Here is an 18,201-nt window from a genome sequence, read left to right as displayed (position 1 = left end):
ACTCCTTATGCTTGTTGCTGTTCAAATAGTTTTCTATAACGACGACATTGTTCTGCGGTTAAAGCAAAAATGCCAGAACCACCTTTTTGGAAAGTAAGCCAGTTGAAATCAATAGTATTGAAGTTCTGACGCATAGCCCATTCAGAGTTACCCACTTCAATGACAATTAAACCATCTTCAGTTAAATAATCTGCCGCTTGAGCAAGCATTTTACGCACGAGATCTAAACCATCTTGGCCTGCTGCCAATGCAAGCTCAGGTTCATGTAAAAACTCTTCCGGTAAGTCAGCCATGTCTTCAGCATCAACATATGGAGGGTTACTTACAATCAAATCATACTGGTTTTCAGCTGGAATTTTGGCAAATAGGTCTGATTCAAGTAAAGCAACTTGATATTGTTTATTATGGTGTTCAACATTAATCGATGCTACTTCTAAGGCTTCTTTAGAGATGTCCGTTGCATCTACTTCAGCATCTGGGTATGCATAAGCCAAAGCAACAGCAATACAACCAGAACCTGTACACATATCTAAAATACGCTGTGGAGTTTTAGGTTTTGCATTTTCTGGCAGGTTGTTAAGTGCTTCACGCATTTGACCATTTTCATCTAAGCAATATGGTGCAAAACGTTGTTCAATTAATTCTGCAATTGGTGAACGCGGAATAAGTACACGCTCATCCACATAAAATGGCTTATTAAAGAAGTAAGCTAAATTTAATAAATAAGAAGTCGGAATACGGTCATTAATACGACGTTCTAACAAACTTAAGAATTCTGCTTTTTCACTTGGCAAAAGCTTAGCATCTAAAATCTCTGAGTCTGCTGACCATTCAAGAGATAAGGTTTGTAAAACTAATGCAGAACTTTCTGCAAAATAATCTTCAGTACCTTGTCCTAAATGTGCATCATGTTGACGTAATGCTGATACCCCAAAGCGAATAAAATCTCGAATTGTAGATAAATTTTCAGCAGCTTCCTGTAAATGTTCAGGGCTAATCGTCGGTCGCTCCACTTAGGCGTCTCCAAAGGCAAATTTTGCAAAGTGACTATTCTACTGAGTGAGACAAAGCAACGCAACGCTTTGCCTTGTGAAGCAGTGTTTTACACACCTATCTCTAACAATCACAGCTTGAAATCAGAATACTTTGTTTTAATTAAGAAATAATGAACTTTTAAGAAAGGATAGATTTAGTCTATGAAATAAAAAGCGGTCTTTGAAGTTCGACCGCTTTTTGTGTTTAGTCGGTTTAAAGCTTAAGTTTTTCTGCCACATAATCCGAATCTTTATCTCCACGGCCAGAAAGATTAACCACAATCATGGTTTCTTTCGGCAGCTTTGGTGCTTCACGCATTGCCCAAGCCACAGCATGTGAGCTTTCAAGCGCAGGAACAATTCCCTCAACACGCGATAAGGTCATAAAAGCATCCAAACATTCTTGGTCAGTTGCAGTGTTATATTCCACACGACCTAAATCTTTTAAGAAACTATGCTGTGGCCCAACACCCGGATAGTCCAATCCTGAAGCTTTAAGAAGTTCTAAAATCGTTTTGCCGTACTCGCGAACCACATTTGGACGAATATCTTTCACTTGCGACAGTTGAAAGCTATTGCGTGGGTTCTTTTCAACCATATCAATCATAGTTGAGTTTCTAAGAATAAAACTACGTGGCTGATTCGTTGCTTTTACAATGTATTCACGCCATTCGCTTAAATTTTGTAGCTGCATTAGCTGACGACGTGAATGACGATAATTTCCCACATCTGTATATAGTAATTCGGTAGGTGTTTCACTAATGATTTCTTTAGTTAGGCTACTACAGTCTTCAAGAACATAGTTATAAAGCCCTTTCTGCTTAAGCTGTTCTTGAATATGATGAGCTAACTTCATTAGATACAAAACATCATTAGCAGCATAACAAAGTTGTTGAGGTGATAAAGGTCTAGCCAACCAATCAGATCTGGTTTGATCTTTTTCAATATCAATATCAAGACAAAGTTTTAAAGCACCTTGGTAACTCACTTGCAGGCCATGACCTAAAAAAGAAAGCCCCACTTGAGTATCAAATACATTAAGCAAATCTTCTTGATCAGCGTAATGATAGATTAAATCAATATCTTCTCCACATGCATGAAAAATATTTTGCTGCGCGAGGAAAATCTTTTTCCAAAACTGACTTAGATCTAATGAAACACCATCCAACAGATAGACATCACCATTTACATTGACTTGGCATACTCCAAGTTTAGGCCAGAGTGTGTCAACCTTAATAAATTCTGTATCAAGTCCATATATTGAACATTGATCCATTTTTTGAAGAACATCAACCAATTCGGTTTGCTGTTGGATAAACTGAAACATGCTTTCTCAAGTATTGCAAAGAGTGCTTTAAACTCTGGTATATATAACATAGAAGCAGAAAAATGCCACTTAAACCTTTATGAATACTCTATTTTTGAACAATTTTTCGAAAATAGATAATTTTTTGATCTTTTATTTGTACTTTTTAAATTTATCTCCAAATGTTCTTTATTTAAAATTTATAAGATCTTTTTCATGCTTATATTCATATTTTGTTTAAAATATCTTTAATAATAAAATACAAAATAATATTTATGTTTAATAACTGAATTCAATTAATAAATTTAATCAAATTGATAGTACATTCATTAATGAAATAAGCATCGAAATGCTTATTTCATTCTCATACGATTATGTACTGCCTGACTTAAAGTATGGCTATCTACGTATTCGAGTTCACCACCCTGAGGTACACCTTGAGCAATACGCGTCATTTGTATTGGTAAATGTTTAGTCGCCTCTACCAAATAATGGGCTGTCGCTTGTCCTTCTACAGTCGCATTAGTTGCCAGAATGACTTCTTCAATAGTACCTTGGCTTAAACGCTGAATTAGGTAAGGAATACCAATTTCTTCTGGACCAATACCATCTAATGGAGAAAGATGACCACCTAAAACATGGTATTTTCCACGAAAGCTACCGCTTTGCTCAATCGCCATCACATCAGCTGGTGATTCAACCACACACAATAACTGATCATCTCGGTCAGTTGAGGCGCAAATATCACAAACTTCATTTTCAGTTAGAGAATAACAGACATTACATTCATGTATATAACTTGAAGCCTCATGTAAAGCATGAGCTAATGCAAATGCCCCTTCTCGATTTTTCATTAAAAGATGTAAAGCCATACGTTGAGCCGACTTCGGACCAACGCTTGGCAATATACGTAAAGCTTGAACGAGTTGTTCAAATCTATCGCTGAACACTGAATTTCCTTAGAACATGCCGGCTAAGCCAGGTGGTAAACCCATACCAGAATTTGCTTTTTGCATTTTTTCTTCAGAAATCACTTCTGCTTGACGTACAGCATCATTTACTGCAGCAGCAATTAAGTCTTCAATCATGTCTGGTTCATCTTGAAGTAATTCTGGATTAATTTCGATACGTTTTACGATATAACGGCCAGTCATTGTGACTTTAACCAAACCACCGCCCGCTTCAGCATGTACTTCAGTTTGAGCAAGCTCTTCTTTAGCCTTTTTTATATTTGATTCCATATCTTTTTGCATGCGCTGCGCTTGCTGCATAAGCATATTGATATTCATAAACCTAACTCCGTATCTCTATCAAATATTTCAAGTATTATTGATAGTCACATAACACTGCAAAACTTAAACTCTTTCTACTCCCCATATAGATCATCAAGATCATTGAGGTTAGTACGTTTAAATCAAAATTAATCCGTAATTCTGACACAATAAATCAATGTTTTCTATTGGTATCTATGAAACTATTTTCTATGGTCAATCGACTAAAAGCGTTTATATAGAAAACTTTTGATGAGTAGAAAAAAGTAAAATTTAGAAAAGTTACTGGGCAGCCTGTAGACTTTTATTGTTTGGTTTATATTCACTTAAAGGAACATTCTTGAAAGAAGTATTGGCTTTTTCTATTGAAAGATCAGCGTCTTGAACGGATTTGTTTGCATCATTAATTAATAATACAGTTTCACTCATCTGTGTTGGTTCATCTTTTTGAGCAAATACTCTATATCCAACTAGACCAATTGCCCCTATCGCAACTAAAATAATTATTGGTTTAAGCATGACTAAAGACTCTCTTTGTTATTTTTATTAAATTTAGAGCTTTTATACGTTGAAATTTTAGACTGTTTTATAACAAAACGTAGACTTTTTATTGCTATTGTTGCTTATAGGTAACAAAAAAAAGCCACATTAAAATGAATGTGACTTTTCCATAACAAACATAACTTAATTAGATTAAATCTAACCCACGTGAGATATCACCAATAATGTCATTAATATCTTCTAGACCCACAGAAACACGAATTAGACCTTCTTGAATACCAGCAGCTTCTTTTGCTTCAACAGAAAGTTTGCCATGAGTTGTGGTTGCTGGATGGGTAATCGTCGATTTCACATCACCTAGATTACCTGTAATCGAGATAAACTTAGTATTATCAATAACCTTCCAAGCACCTTCACGCTCGCCTTTAACAACGAAGGATACAATACCGCCAAAGCCATTTTGCTGTTTAGCAGCAAGTTCATGACCTTCATGAGCTGGTAAACCAGCGTAGTAAACCTTCTCTACCTTTTCATGACTAGATAACCATTCTGCAAGAATTTGAGCACTCTCACAGTGTGCTTTCATACGTAAACGTAAAGTTTCTAGACCTTTTAAGAAAACCCATGCATTAAATGGGCTCATTGATGGTCCAAGCGTACGAACAACACCGAAAACTTCTTCTAACAACTGATGATTACCAACAACAGCACCGCCTAATGCACGGCCTTGGCCATCTAAGTATTTAGTCGCAGAGTAAATCACAAGATCCGCACCAAACTTTAGTGGTTGCTGCAAAACAGGTGTACAGAAACTGTTATCAACCGCAAGTAATGCGCCATTCGCATGGGCGATATCTGCTAGAGCTTGTATATCTGCAATCTCAGCTAGAGGGTTAGACGGTGACTCAACAAAGAAAAGTTTGGTTTCAGGACGTACGGCATTTTTCCATTCGTCTAAATCACATAAATCAACAAATGTAATATCTACGCCAAATTTGGCTATATATTTTTCAAATAAGGCAACAACTGAACCAAAAACTGCTCTTGAGCAAATAACATGATCACCCGCTTTTAGATATGCCATAGCAACTGACAAAATCGCGCCCATTCCCGAGCTTGTCGCAACAGCTCTTTCAGCTCCATCTAAAGCAGCTAAGCGTTTTTCGAACATCGATACAGTCGGATTGGTAAAACGAGAATAGATATTTCCTTGAACCTGACCAGAAAATTTTGCAGCCGCTTCAGCAGCGTTTTCATATACAAATGATGAAGTCAAAAAAATCGGTTCGCCATGCTCACCTTCAAAACTACGAGTATGTCCGGTACGAATGGCTAAAGTATCAAGTTGGTATTCTAAATCATCAGACTGGTTCATTAAATGTTCGCCTTTACTGGTCATGTACTAAAAAACTATCATCATTTTGAGTGTCTAGGGTATTTAAGGTCAAGGTAAACCTTAAAATTATCGCTTAGACTTTATTCAACTTTAGTAAATAGTTGGTAAAAGCAAGATGAAACGCTTAAAGTCCCTTGTCTCTGAACAAAGTCAAATCAAGCACCTCTCTACCCGACTATTTCGCCCTCAAACATTAGTATTGTCACAAAGCACTCCGTTTGAAGTGATTGGTGAATTCAATCAAACCCGTATTCGTTATTACGCCGCTAATCAAAAACAATTTAAAGAACCTTTGGTATTTGTTGCTCCTTTAGCTATTAATATGGCGATATATGATTTATACCCTTATCGTTCTCTTATTAAATACTTCCAAAATGCTGGTTTTGATGTCTATTTGGTAGATTGGGGCCGTTTAAAGTTTAAGGACAGACATCTTAACTTTTTATCATTTATTGAAGATTTTATTCCTAAAGCCATACAACTTGTCAGAACACACTCTGGAAGTGAACAAATCTCGCTTCACGGATGGAGTATGGCAGGTATATTCGTCACTTTATATACAGCGCATAATCATCCAAATTATGTTAAAAATCTTATTGTTCTTGGTAGTCCAATAGACAGTTATGCTTCTGGCTATATTGGGAAACTCTATCGAACCATAAACAACACGATTGGCCGCAATAAAAAAATTCAAAACCGTATTTACTCTGGATTGCCAAAACGTCTGATTCATAGCCCAGGAATTTTAAATTCTTTAGGTTTCAAAATTCTCGACCCTAAAGGCTGGTTCGATGGTCATATTCAACTACTAAAAAATCTTAATGATCTTCAGTTCGTACAAGAGCATGCCACTCTAAGTAGCTTTTTAAATAATATGATTGATTACCCGGGTGGAATTAATCAGGACATGTTGTTCAATGTTTGGTTGCAAAATCCATTGAAGCGCGGCTTTATTGAGTTAAAAGATAAAAAAATTGAATTAAAAAATATCGACTGCTCTCTCTTAGTGGGCGCGGGTCGTAGTGATCAACTGGTTACCGCTGATGCAGCTCAACCATTAAGCCAGTTAACCAGTGGCCAAGATGTTACGTTTACTCTCATCCCTGGCGGACATTTGGGTCTCATGTCGAGTCAGGCAAGTGCATTGGAGTTCTGGCCACAACTAGCAAAATGGCTCACCGAACGATCAACGCAAATTTAAGAATGAGGCCATAATTCAATCCATTGCTTTTATTGGCTTGGCTACAATAAGCCCTCGTGTAATGGAGCATTTACCAAAAATATTATTGTTTTAATAGAAAATTATTATTTTCACTATGAAGGCACTTTATTAACTTTTTTATAATCAGATGATTTAAAGTAATTTACAATCATCTGTGCACTTTTTTCAGAAGAGGCCTTGGCCTGCTCCAGTTTTGTTACATAAGGATTAGTCACTATACAGCTCGGAAGTAAACTATTTGTAAGCGGTGGAAACTTTTCTCTTCCACCTAGAGTAATTTTTTCGATAAAACTCGCTAACCACATAATGTACTCACTTTTATTCTTATAAATTGGCATTAAGCTGATATCGAGTTTAACTGAACATTCCTTTGCAGGTTTATTTAAACATTCTTCAAAATCAATAAAGTTATATTTTAATTTGTATGAAGTGTCTTTTATTTCTTGCCGAATAAGACTAACTAAGCTATTCAAGTGCCCAATTACATCCTCGGAGAAAAGCTTTTCTTCTTCGAACTTTTTATAAACTTTTTCAGCAATTAGTAAAAATTGTGACATCACCTATTCCTTTAATATTTAGTCTTAACGAATGACTAGATCCTTTAAGGAAGTATGATGAATATACTATTACTATGTGTAATGGTATGAGGGTAGAAAGTAACTATGAGGGCAATTATGAAAGCAACATTTATACTATGTCACAAAATCCAAATATAAGGCGAACTTATTCTCAATATAAAATACTAAATTTTAATGATTCGAAATAACTTTAATAAAAAAAGCCCATTTCATTTGGAGAAATGGGCTATAAAAACAAAAACTATCAAACGCAGCAATTATGGGGCATATAATAAGACTTTAAATATGTAAAATCAATGCATCTTTCAGGTGAATTTTAAACTTAAATAAAAGTCGAAAATAATTTTATCTCTGTTTCAATAAGAGAAGCCCATTTCCGTCTAAAATAAATGGGCCTAGTGAATTCCACCTAATCCTAAAATACAAAATGTGATAATCATCACGCTTTGTTTTTTGATCATGTCATTAATATCTTTCTTTTCCATTGACCAAAATTCAAACTAAAACTGTCTTTTCAGCAAAAGATGAGTCATAAATATGGCTTTTCTACGAACTTTTTGATTTTTTATTTAATAGAAGCAAGTCCCCTATTTCATTCATTATGAGCAATTACAAGGTATTAGATAGTAGTTAAGTTATGGAAAGATATATAAAAATTTAGATAAGTTTTTGTTTTTATTGTTTATTTTTAAAACATTGATATATAAAGATTTTATTCATTTTTTGCCCAAAATTCAAACCAAAATGACACTTGAGTAATTAATAGTCATTGAAATATTGGTAAGAAACCTTATATTGAGTACAGGTTCATACCTTTAACTGAGGAAAAGCTCATGAATAAATTTATGGTTGCAGTCTTTACTGGCATGGTGAGCATTGCTAGTTTAGGTGTACAAGCTGCAACACCTGAGCAAGAATGTCAAAAATTGCAAGATGATTACAATTTGATTTATGCGTCAAAAGGCTTTTGTTTTAAAGATCCTGATGCTAAAGAAAAATATGGTAATGAAAACTGTCATACGACAAAACCAAAGTTTTCTGACAAAGAGCAACAACGTCTTGACGCTATTAAAGAACGTCAAAAAGAATTGAAATGTAAATAATTTTAAAGGAATAATACATGGCATATGATGATCAAAATATCTTCGCAAAAATTTTACGTGGAGAACTTCCAGCGATAAAAGTCTATGAAGATGATCAAGTTCTAGCTTTTATGGATATTATGCCTCAAGCCGATGGCCATACATTAGTTATTCCAAAAACACCTGCTGTAACACTGCTGGACTTACCTGCTGAAGCAGCAGCCTATACTATACAAATTGTTCAAAAGATTGCTAAGGCAATGGAAAAAGCACTCAATTTGGAAGGTATTGTATTGATGCAACTTTCTGGAGCAGCTGCAGGACAAACTGTTCCACATGTTCATTTTCACCTAATTCCAACAAATGTGCATCATCTTGGACGCCATGCTGTTGAGTTAGGGGATCAAGAAAAAATTAAAGAATTAGCTGAAAAAATTAAAGCAGCTCTTTGATTTTTATATGGTTAAAGCGGAGTTTAGACTCCGCTTTTTTTCGTCTAAAAACTATCAAAAAATGAAAATAACTAATTTATTTCTAAATTTTAAACGTCATAAAACTGTCATTTATTCTTCACTTCTCTGTCACAAATTTTGCCGATACTGCTTAGCAAGTTGGTGAGCTTTTGTAACTTTTTGTACATAAGTCAACTACAAAATAAATAGTTAGCTAGGCATACGCCATTTTTAAATACCTTTTGGAGAAATCTCAATGAAGAAATTGCTACTCGCTGCCGCAGTTGCAACTTTGAGCGTAAACGCGGTGCAAGCAGCGCCAACTTTGTATGGCAAACTAAATGTTTCTATTAACCAAGTTGATAATAAAAATTTCGATGGTAAAAGTGACGTTACCGAAGTTAACTCAAACTCTTCTCGTATTGGGGTAAAAGGCGAAGAGAAATTAACTGATAAGTTATCTGCTGTTTATTTAGCTGAATGGGCAATTTCTACTGATGGTTCAGGTTCTGATACTGACCTTAGTGCTCGTAACCGTTTTATCGGTTTAAAAACTGAAGGTGTTGGTACATTAAAAGTAGGTAAGTATGATTCTTACTTCAAAACAGCTGCTGGTGGTAACCAAGACATCTTTAATGACGATACACGTTTAGATATTACTAATATCATGTACGGTGAAAACCGTTTAGACAACGTGATCGGTTTTGAATTAGACCCTAAATTATTAGCTGGTTTAACATTCAATATCATGGCTCAAACTGGTGAAAGCACCTCTGATAGCAAACCGGGGGAAACTGGTAAAGATAGCAAAAATGATAGCTTTGACTCTGTATCGACTTCGCTTGGTTACGAAAACAAAGATATCGGTTTAGCAATTGCTGCTGCTGGTGACTTTGGTATTAAAGGTAAATATGCAGCTTACGGTCTAAAAGATGTCTATACAGATGCTTACCGTGTAACTGGTTCTTATGACATTGCTAAATCTGGTTTTGTAGTAGGTGCTTTATGGCAACACGCTGAACCTACTGATGACTTGACTGCATATGGTCAATCATATAAATCAGATGGTTCAATCGATAAAGCTGGTAAAGCTTACCGTGGTTTAGAAGAAGAAGCATATGCAGTAACAGCTGCTTATAAAATTCCTAACACTAAACTTAAAGTGAAAGCAGAATATGCTTCAGCTGAAACACAAGTAAGTGGTCAATCAGATCGTAAAATCGACTTGTACGGTTTAGGTCTTGATTACCAAATCAACAAACAAGCTCGCTTCTACGGTATCGTTGCTCAACAAAAACGCGACTGGATTAAAGAAGACGACAAACAAACTGTTGTAGGTACTGGTATCGAATATAACTTCTAATCGGTTATGTTTGATTCAGATCTAAAATAAAAGGGCTTATGCCCTTTTATTTTTTGTCCTGAGTAAAAAAAGCCGATATAAGACTTATCGGCTTTTGTAGATTTATATCTTATTTTAAAAAACCACTTACAAGATTCATGACATTTTGAATATCTTGGTTTGCTTCTTGATGATCGGTACTGTCACCTTGAGGTGTTAAAGAGTCAATGACCTGAGGTAAGACGGATGCGATTGCACCGTAAACTTGCTCTTTTGGCGCTTGGGCTTGCTCAGCAACTTGTTCAATGTCAGCTGGATTAAATAAACTCTGTAATTGCTGAGTCGGAACTTCGCTATTACTTTGATTTGGATCAACCCAGCTTTGAACCTGGCTTCCTAAACCCGCACCTTTCAACTTTTCTAATGCAGCCTGTAAACCACCTTGTTGCTGCACCCAACCTAAGATTAAAGGCACAACTGCAATTAATAAACTTTGTACACCGCCACCTGCTTGAGGTGTGTTGTTATTGCCAGTCACTTGCCCTAATACAGAACCTAGTACGCCCCCAAGACCACCTTGGGTACCAGATGAAGTATTACCCCCCATTTGTCCTAGCACTGAACCTAAAATTCCACCTAAACCACCTTGACTTGATGCTTGCTGATTCCCACCTAAAGCCTGCTTAGCCAAAACTTCTACAATGTTGCTTAAATTAGTCATGTGTAACTCTTATGTATGGTTTATACATGAGCATACGCGGATTCTTGTTAAGACAGCAAAAACCAAATTGTTAAATTTTGAAAGAGATTTAAGGCCCTTTTACCAGCGGAATTTATTCCAGTTTTCCGGGTTCGCCCAGAACTTTGAATTAAACCAGTCTGGAACATGTTTATAAGTCAATATATTAAATTGCCATAAAGCAAAATCACTATCATGTGAAGTTTTATCAATAAGTTGAGTAAAACCTAAAGAACGTAATAACTGCTCATCACTGCGTTTACTTACCACTACAATTCGTTTCGCTAATAAATCTCTTAGCTTTACTAATAATTGTGATTTTTGCACATCGCTGATGTTCTGCATTTCATCAGTATTAAACAATACAAAACCCAAGTCATAACGCTGAGTAAAAGGCAGACTTAAAAGCTCAGTTACGGTAAAATAGTGCCATTGAATTGCGTTATTCTGGTCAATTTTCTGGCCAATACAAAGTGCAGTATGAATGGGCTGTTCGTTTGATAAATCGTCTAGCATAGAAGTGATGACATTTTGTTCAGCCATAACTGCAACCCTTAATTGAAAGATGTGAGTTTAAACTTTATGGAACTACAAGGCATTTGCCATAAAATGCATGCAGGCCTAAAAGATGCTAGTGTAACTGATCAACAGACAACCAAGGCAAATGTTGAATACAAATTTGTATTAGACCGTTCAGAAATTGATCTTCCTTTTAATTTAGGACAAGAACTAGAAATCGAATGGACAGGTAATATTTATTGCACTTCTTGTGGCACTAAAACACCGAAGTCTTATTCTCAAGGTCACTGCTTTAAATGTTTTAAAACTAAAGCGGAATGTGACTTGTGTATTATGAAACCTGAAACATGTCACTATCATTTAGGTACATGTCGTGAAGATGACTTTGCCCATAGCGTTTGTTTCCAACCACATATTGTATATTTGGCAAACTCTAGTGCTTTAAAAGTGGGGATTACTCGTGTTAGCCATATGCCAGGTCGTTGGTTAGATCAAGGTGCAACTCAAGCCTTACCTATTTTAAAAGTTGGATCACGCCGTTTATCTGGTCAGCTTGAAACCATGTTTGGTTCTTTAATTGCTGATAAAACAGATTGGCGCAAACTCCTCAAGGGTGAAGCTGAACCTTTAAATATGGTTGAACAACGTGATCAATTAATCGAAGAGTTCGCCCCTAAAATTCAAACTATTCGTGAAGAATTTAGTCAAAACCTTGAATTTAACGAAACGGTTGAACTACTAGAAAATGAATTGCCACGTGAGTTTGTTTACCCAGTTGAACAATATCCTGAAAAAATTAAGTCTCTAAACTTAGATAAAACACCGAAAATTCGCGGTGTCTTACAAGGGATTAAAGGCCAATATTTAATTTTTGATATCGGTGTTATCAACATTCGTAAATATACAGGGTACGAGCTGATTGTACGTGCATAAATAAAAAAGGCATTCTTATATGAATGCCTTTTTTTTACTTCTCTAGTACATTTAGGATGACTTGAACTGGGTCTTCCGTATTTCCAGAAATAAGCTGTTTATGCATGGTTAAGTGCTGCATCACCTGAATTTGAGCGGTTTCAACATTCATTAGTTTTTCTATTTCTGCTGCTAAATTTTCAGGTGTTGCATCGGCTTGAATCAGCTCTTCAATGACTTTTTTACCGGCAATAATATTAGGCAAAGAGTAATAAGGAATTTTCACCAAGAATTTAGCAATTAAATAAGTTAACCAATGCAATTTATAGAATGTGACCATTGGGCGATGCATGAGCATGGCTTCTAATGTCGCTGTTCCAGAAGCTAAAGCAATAACGTCACTCGCGTTCATGACCATACGACCAATTTTCGATTCACTATCCGTATTTTCTAAAATATGAATTTTTGCTTTTAATTGAGGCGCTAATTTTTCAACACCCTGCTCAATCTGCTGTTTACGAGCATCATTAATTGCCGGAATTAAAAATTGAATGTCTGGATGTTTGGTATGCAAAATATTGGCAGCCCCCAGTAACATAGGAAGAAGACGCTCTACTTCACCTTTGCGGCTACCTGGTAACAAAGCAATATGCTTCTGATTTTCATCAATACCCAATTGCTGTTTGGCAATTTGAATTGGATTCTCAAGTGGCAATTGTTTAGCTAGCGGATGTCCGACAAATGCTGCTGGAACTTCATATCGTTCATAAAAAACTTTTTCAAAAGGAAATAAACAAAGTACTAAATCTATACTCTGTTTAATGCCATGAACACGCCCTTGGCGCCACGCCCAAACTGATGGGCTCACATATTGAACTGTTTTTATTGGAAGATTCTTTTCTTTAATACTTTTCGAAAGTCTAAGGTTAAAGTCTGGTGCATCAATACCAATAAAAATATCAACCGGATGTTGAGTCCATTGATTGATTAGACCATCACGCACGGCGAATAATTTTTTTAAATCTTTTAAGACCTCAACAATCCCCATCACAGATAGAGTTTCCATTGGGTAATAACTGTTAAAACCTTCAGCAATCATTTGAGGACCACCGATTCCCTCAAATTCAGCATCGATTCCCTGTTCTCGAAAACTACGCATAAGTTTCACACCAAGCGTATCTCCAGAAACTTCCCCAACTACAATACCTATTTTAAGTTTTCGGTTTGCCAAGGTGATTTACCCAAGAATTTGAAATAATGCATTCTAGCATAGAGGTTTATCAAACTTGAACTTGATCTATATGTACTTACCAAGAGCGGCCACAGCACAAGCTATCTAAAATTACACTCATTCACCATCTTTTAATCTAAATTAACAATGCAATTTGAATTGTAGCTTACATTTACAAACAATAAAATAAATGAGAATTATTTACATTATATTTAATCTTATGAATATCCCACCTCGACCATTTAAGCTTACCGTAATCGCCTGCGCGATTTGTTATGCAAACCTCTCTTATGCTCAAGACTCAGAGGTACAAGCTTTACAGACGATTCAAGTTAAAGCATCAAATGCTGAGCAGTCTTCTGAACAAACTAAAGCATATAATGTTAAAAACTCGAGTAGCGCAACCAAGCTTAATATTGAGGCTAAAGAAACTCCTCAAACCATTAACGTCGTTACTCGTCAGCAAATTGAAGATTTCGGACTTACTAGTACCCGAGATATTTTAAGTAATACTCCTGGTGTCACTGTAACTGGATTAGAAACAAACCGAACAACTTATACTGCTCGTGGTTTTGATATTTCAAACATTTTGGTTGATGGAATCGGTATCCCTCAAGTTGACAGCTATAATTATAACAATAGTGATGCAGACAGTTATTTCTACGATCGTGTTGAAATTGTCAAAGGTGCTGATGCCTTAACAAATGCTCTTGGGGATCCTGGCGCTACAATTAACTATATCCGTAAACGCCCCACCAAAGAATTTCAAGCAAATGCTGGGGTGAGCTATGGTTCATGGGATACACAACGTTATGAAGCGGATATCTCTGGTTCGCTTACACAAGATGGACGAGTACGAGGACGTCTTGTAGGTTATGAGAAAGTAGGAGATTCTTATCTAGACCGCTATTCAGAAGAAAAGAATGGATTTCAAGGAATTTTAGAAGCTGACGTTACTGACACCACAAATGTTTCAGCAGGATATTCGAAAACTCGTCAATACGCTAATGGTTCTCAATGGGGTGCTCTACCCTTGGTTAACTCCAAAGGTGAACCATTAAGTTATTCTCGTAACTATAATTATGCACCGTCATGGACATACTACGATTGGGAAATAGATAATTACTTTGCCAATATTGAACAAAAATTATGGGGAGACTGGAAGTTAAGATTAGGCTATAACCTTAAGAAATCAGATGTTAAAGATAAAATGCTTTATCTCAATGGATTTCCTTCTGCTACTGACAATACGTCTGGTATTTCACTCTATCCAGAAATTTATAATCAGAAATTTAAAGAAACTACTGCTAATGCAGACATTCAAGGTACTTTTAGTTTATTAGGGCAGCAACACGAAGCAAATATTGGTTATAACTGGTCAAAATATAGTGCTCAAAGTGTTTATTCGTATGGCAGTAGTTTAGGTGTTATTACCACAGACTTACCAAGCTGGACACCTGATGAACCGACTTGGGGGGACTTTACCTATGCTGATCCAGAAGAAAGAACCATGAAGTCCGTTTACGGTGCTACTCGTCTTCATTTAGGTGATGATCTTAAATTTATCTTAGGTGCCAACTACACCGAAATCGATACTTTAGAATATAAAAAGAATAAAGTTTCTCCATATGCAGGTATTACATATAACTTTACTCCTGAATACACAGGTTATATGAGTTACACCTCTATTTTTAGACCACAAACTGTTATTGATCTTTCTACTAAACAAACAGCTGTACCAGTAGAGGGTGAAAGTTATGAATTAGGTGTAAAAAGCGCGTGGTTAGATGGAGCTTTAACAGGAAATATCGCAATCTTTAGAACAGATGAAGATAATTTTGCACTAAACCCATTATGGGATCCGCTTTATAACAAATACTCATCTCCAATCGGAACAATTAGATCGCAAGGTGTTGAGGTCGGATTAACTGGAAAATTAACTGATAACTTAGATTTGGTTTTTGGTTTTTCAACATTTAGTCTAAAAAATATGGAAACGGGTGAAAGAGGCAGACCTAATATCCCGACTCAAACACTTAATGTTTTAGCTTCTTATACTGTTCCACAGATTCCAAAATTAAAAGTTGGTGCAAGCATTAAATGGCAAGATGATATACATGACACCTCTTACTCAACTGTAAAACAGGATGCGTATGCATTGCTTAACGTTATGGCCAGTTATGATTTAAACGAACATGTACTGTTCCAAATAAATGGAAACAATCTAACAAATGAAAAATATTTGACAGGTTTATCTGGTGGCCAAGGTTACTACGGCGCTCCAGCCAACTATACAGTTGCTGTAAAGTTTAAATATTAATACCGTAGCCAATCCCAATTTAGGGATTGGCTTTACTTATTATTCTTTGTTTATGTGTCAGTAAAGATGTCCAAAACTGTAAATCTCCCTGTGTCATATCGTATAAAAGTTTTCTATCGATTCTTGCTAGTTTTCGGTATGGGCTTTGCCTGCATGGCGTGTTTAAGTCTTGGACTCACTGGAATTTTCCTTTTGAATCTGGACAAAGCTGAGGCTATCTATCTCTCAGCATTTATAGCGATTTTATTTTACCTAGTCTTTGTGATTGTTGGGTTCTGCATTCAATCATTAGTACGACTGACCATTCTATCAATCGCACTATTTGCCCTTTTCTTTATTGTGACACGGACGGTGGGTTATGCATAAAGGTATACGTCAATCTATGGCATGGCTACACTCATGGACTGGCTTAATTTTTGGATGGCTCGTGTTTGCCATTTTCTTAATGGGTAGCCTATCTTATTACCGCCACGAAATTAATTTATGGATGCAGCCTGCACTTGCGCAATATGAAGTAAAGCAAGATATTGCTATTAAAACAGCATATCAATATTTACAAGAAAACGCTCCAGATGCCAAATCTTGGTATTTAACAGTTGCTACACCAGAAAGTCCCGTCAACACTATGTATTGGGAAAAAGCTGACGGCGGTTATGGCAATGCCACACTTGATGCTAATACGGGAAAAGAACTTCAACTTTCGGCAACTCTAGGCGGCGATTTTTTTTACCGTTTCCATTACCAACTTTTTGGCATTCCAATAATAGTTGGGCGATTAGTCGTGTGTCTTGCAGCATTTATTATGCTGATTGCTTTGGTTTCAGGCATTATTACCCATAAAAAAATATTCACCGACTTTTTTACTTTACGTACATTTAAGTCTCAGCGTTCATGGCTAGACTTTCATAATATTTCTTCAGTCATTGCTCTGCCCTTCTTTTTAACCATTACATTTACAGGCTTAGCTATTTTCTTTTACTTATATCTACCTTGGGGAATGCAAAAACTTTACCCTGAAAACCCTTATCAATATTTTACCGAAATCCGCACAAAGACTGTACTTGAGAATCAATCGATTCAGCCTGCTCAAAACTTAGCGATTGAGAAGTTGTTGAGCCAAGTTCAACAAAATTGGGGCAACCAACCTTTATCAACAATGAGTGTAAAAAATCCAAATACCAGCCAAGCTCAAATTACATTTATTCAAAAAGAGGACCGCACTATTACTCGAAATCAGCCTCAAATTACATTAAATGCTTCAACTGGCGAAGTCTTGGCAGATACACGTAATAATAGCCCTATTGCAACATTGAATGCGGGTGTGTATGGCCTGCACATGGCAACATTTGCTCAACCTTTACTTCGCTTAGGATTCTTTTTCTCAGGCATTTTAGGCTGTGTAATGATTTCCTCTGGTTTGTTACTCTGGAGTCTTAAACGACAAATTCAAAATAAGAATAGTAAGTTTCATTTTGGGCACTACTTAGTTGATCGATTAAATGTTGCAGCGTTTGTGGGATTACCTTCTGCAACTGTCGCCTATTTAAGCGCCAATCGATTATTTACAGTCACTTCAACCACAATCAATTATGAAATTTATAGCTTTTTCTTAGTTTGGTTAATCAGCTTAATCATTGCATTAATCACTAAAAAACAGCATTTGTGGCGAACTCAACTTAGCGTTTTTATTATGCTGTGTCTTGCACTTCCAATCTTAAATCTAATTTATTTACTTAAACATGAGTATGTTCAAAGCCTCAGTGATTATTGGACCTTTGCACGTGTAGATGTATTTTTGTGGATCTTTGCAGCTTTAGCCATTTTTATATTTTGCAAAATTCAACCTATCCAGCATAAAGCTGTCGCAAAAATTCAAAAAAAACTGAATAAATTAAATACTGAGGTGAGCTCATGATTCTTATAGCTTTCATCTTAATTTTATTAGGGATGTATATGTTGTTTATGGCGAGCGAGAAATATAGATCACCGAAATCAACAGGTCATTTCAAATCGTTAGCTCAAAAGTATTACAGGCACTTTAAAATAGCTGCATTCATGCTATTTGGTTTATGTGCATTTATTCTTATTCAACAATATAAATTTTCAATTGGTTTTGTCAGTTGGTGGATCTTTGCAACGCCATTAACTTTTATTCTTATACTTTTAATTAACCCACTAAAGTCATCAAAATAATCATTTTCTTTAAAAAATGATGAAAAATAGTACAAGCTAAGCAAATTTTTTGTTGCTTAGCTTTTTTTTGCATAAGTAAATCATTATTCATGACAACTGTTTA

20 protein-coding genes are annotated in these 18,201 nt (G+C 35.9%); 9 read left to right on the top strand and 11 right to left on the bottom strand.

Annotated features, from left to right (window positions below):
- Positions 1-5: 5 nt before the first annotated feature.
- From prmB to JGE69_RS04845, 6 genes are all read right to left on the bottom strand, one after another.
- Positions 6-1,013: a 50S ribosomal protein L3 N(5)-glutamine methyltransferase gene (prmB, locus tag JGE69_RS04875; RefSeq protein WP_002113580.1), complete on the bottom strand. Its 1,008-nt coding sequence runs from the start codon at positions 1,011-1,013 to the stop codon at positions 6-8.
- 235 nt (positions 1,014-1,248) lie between these two features.
- Positions 1,249-2,361: an HRDC domain-containing protein gene (locus tag JGE69_RS04865; RefSeq protein WP_227602365.1), complete on the bottom strand. Its 1,113-nt coding sequence runs from the start codon at positions 2,359-2,361 to the stop codon at positions 1,249-1,251.
- 332 nt (positions 2,362-2,693) lie between these two features.
- Positions 2,694-3,290: a recombination mediator RecR gene (gene recR / locus JGE69_RS04860; protein WP_199112497.1), complete on the bottom strand. Its 597-nt coding sequence runs from the start codon at positions 3,288-3,290 to the stop codon at positions 2,694-2,696.
- A 9-nt stretch (positions 3,291-3,299) separates the two neighbouring features.
- Positions 3,300-3,629, bottom strand: a complete 330-nt coding sequence (locus JGE69_RS04855) for a YbaB/EbfC family nucleoid-associated protein (protein ID WP_002113538.1) — start codon at positions 3,627-3,629, stop codon at positions 3,300-3,302.
- Positions 3,630-3,893: 264 nt separating this feature from the next.
- Complete coding sequence (locus JGE69_RS04850) at positions 3,894-4,130, bottom strand: hypothetical protein (protein WP_086264608.1); 237 nt, start codon at positions 4,128-4,130, stop codon at positions 3,894-3,896.
- A 169-nt stretch (positions 4,131-4,299) separates the two neighbouring features.
- The gene (locus tag JGE69_RS04845) at positions 4,300-5,487 is read right to left on the bottom strand and encodes an O-succinylhomoserine sulfhydrylase (RefSeq protein WP_197738918.1); all 1,188 of its coding nucleotides are present in this window, start codon (positions 5,485-5,487) and stop codon (positions 4,300-4,302) included.
- Positions 5,488-5,623: 136 nt separating this feature from the next.
- Here JGE69_RS04845 and JGE69_RS04840 point away from each other — a divergent pair, with 136 nt between their 5' ends.
- Entirely contained in the window at positions 5,624-6,709 is a 1,086-nt protein-coding gene (locus JGE69_RS04840; protein ID WP_199112495.1) for an alpha/beta fold hydrolase, read from the top strand.
- Between the two features lie 113 nt (positions 6,710-6,822).
- On the opposite strand, the gene JGE69_RS04835 is transcribed toward JGE69_RS04840, so the two are convergent.
- Positions 6,823-7,287, bottom strand: a complete 465-nt coding sequence (locus tag JGE69_RS04835; protein ID WP_199112493.1) for a hypothetical protein — start codon at positions 7,285-7,287, stop codon at positions 6,823-6,825.
- Between the two features lie 854 nt (positions 7,288-8,141).
- Between JGE69_RS04835 and JGE69_RS04830 the strand changes: the two genes are divergently transcribed.
- From JGE69_RS04830 to JGE69_RS04820, 3 genes are all read left to right on the top strand, one after another.
- Entirely contained in the window at positions 8,142-8,411 is a 270-nt protein-coding gene (locus tag JGE69_RS04830; RefSeq protein ID WP_002122146.1) for a YARHG domain-containing protein, read from the top strand.
- Positions 8,412-8,428: 17 nt separating this feature from the next.
- Complete coding sequence (locus JGE69_RS04825; RefSeq protein WP_005069390.1) at positions 8,429-8,842, top strand: HIT family protein; 414 nt, start codon at positions 8,429-8,431, stop codon at positions 8,840-8,842.
- A 256-nt stretch (positions 8,843-9,098) separates the two neighbouring features.
- Positions 9,099-10,205 (top strand): porin, encoded by a 1,107-nt coding sequence (locus JGE69_RS04820; protein WP_014206653.1) that lies wholly within the window; start codon positions 9,099-9,101, stop codon positions 10,203-10,205.
- A gap of 109 nt (positions 10,206-10,314) precedes the next feature.
- Here the strand turns inward: JGE69_RS04820 and JGE69_RS04815 are convergent, their stop codons facing one another.
- Together JGE69_RS04815 and JGE69_RS04810 are read right to left on the bottom strand one after the other, a co-directional pair.
- A complete protein-coding gene (locus JGE69_RS04815) occupies positions 10,315-10,905 on the bottom strand; it encodes a YidB family protein (RefSeq protein WP_199112491.1) in 591 nt (196 codons plus the stop codon).
- A gap of 99 nt (positions 10,906-11,004) precedes the next feature.
- Positions 11,005-11,466 (bottom strand): DUF6231 family protein, encoded by a 462-nt coding sequence (locus tag JGE69_RS04810; protein ID WP_199112489.1) that lies wholly within the window; start codon positions 11,464-11,466, stop codon positions 11,005-11,007.
- Positions 11,467-11,505: 39 nt separating this feature from the next.
- Here JGE69_RS04810 and JGE69_RS04805 point away from each other — a divergent pair, with 39 nt between their 5' ends.
- On the top strand, positions 11,506-12,375 hold the full coding sequence (locus JGE69_RS04805) for a DUF2797 domain-containing protein (protein ID WP_004708933.1): 870 nt from the start codon (positions 11,506-11,508) through the stop codon (positions 12,373-12,375).
- Positions 12,376-12,409: 34 nt separating this feature from the next.
- Here JGE69_RS04805 and lpxB read toward each other — a convergent pair whose 3' ends face one another.
- Positions 12,410-13,585, bottom strand: a complete 1,176-nt coding sequence (gene lpxB / locus JGE69_RS04800) for a lipid-A-disaccharide synthase (RefSeq protein WP_199112487.1) — start codon at positions 13,583-13,585, stop codon at positions 12,410-12,412.
- Positions 13,586-13,805: 220 nt separating this feature from the next.
- Between lpxB and JGE69_RS04795 the strand changes: the two genes are divergently transcribed.
- The 4 genes from JGE69_RS04795 to JGE69_RS04780 all read left to right on the top strand — a co-directional run bounded on the left by JGE69_RS04795 (position 13,806) and on the right by JGE69_RS04780 (position 18,098).
- Positions 13,806-15,905 carry a TonB-dependent siderophore receptor gene (locus tag JGE69_RS04795; protein WP_199112485.1) on the top strand — a complete coding sequence of 700 codons (2,100 nt, stop codon included), beginning with the start codon at positions 13,806-13,808 and terminating at the stop codon, positions 15,903-15,905.
- A gap of 66 nt (positions 15,906-15,971) precedes the next feature.
- Entirely contained in the window at positions 15,972-16,271 is a 300-nt protein-coding gene (locus JGE69_RS04790; protein WP_068566255.1) for a hypothetical protein, read from the top strand.
- Entirely contained in the window at positions 16,264-17,820 is a 1,557-nt protein-coding gene (locus tag JGE69_RS04785) for a PepSY-associated TM helix domain-containing protein (protein ID WP_199112483.1), read from the top strand. Before JGE69_RS04790 ends, JGE69_RS04785 begins: the two co-directional genes overlap by 8 nt.
- The gene (locus tag JGE69_RS04780) at positions 17,817-18,098 is read left to right on the top strand and encodes a DUF1634 domain-containing protein (RefSeq protein ID WP_161282125.1); all 282 of its coding nucleotides are present in this window, start codon (positions 17,817-17,819) and stop codon (positions 18,096-18,098) included. The genes JGE69_RS04785 and JGE69_RS04780 overlap by 4 nt, the downstream gene beginning before the upstream one ends.
- Here JGE69_RS04780 and JGE69_RS04775 read toward each other — a convergent pair.
- Positions 18,073-18,189 (bottom strand): hypothetical protein, encoded by a 117-nt coding sequence (locus JGE69_RS04775; protein ID WP_199112481.1) that lies wholly within the window; start codon positions 18,187-18,189, stop codon positions 18,073-18,075. The genes JGE69_RS04780 and JGE69_RS04775 overlap by 26 nt on opposite strands.
- Between the last annotated feature and the right edge of the window lie 12 nt (positions 18,190-18,201).

The organism is Acinetobacter sp. C13 (assembly GCF_016809775.1).
Taxonomy (GTDB): domain Bacteria; phylum Pseudomonadota; class Gammaproteobacteria; order Pseudomonadales; family Moraxellaceae; genus Acinetobacter; species Acinetobacter pittii.
Note: the sequence above shows the minus strand (reverse complement) of the source record. Positions and strands in the feature narration are given on the sequence as shown.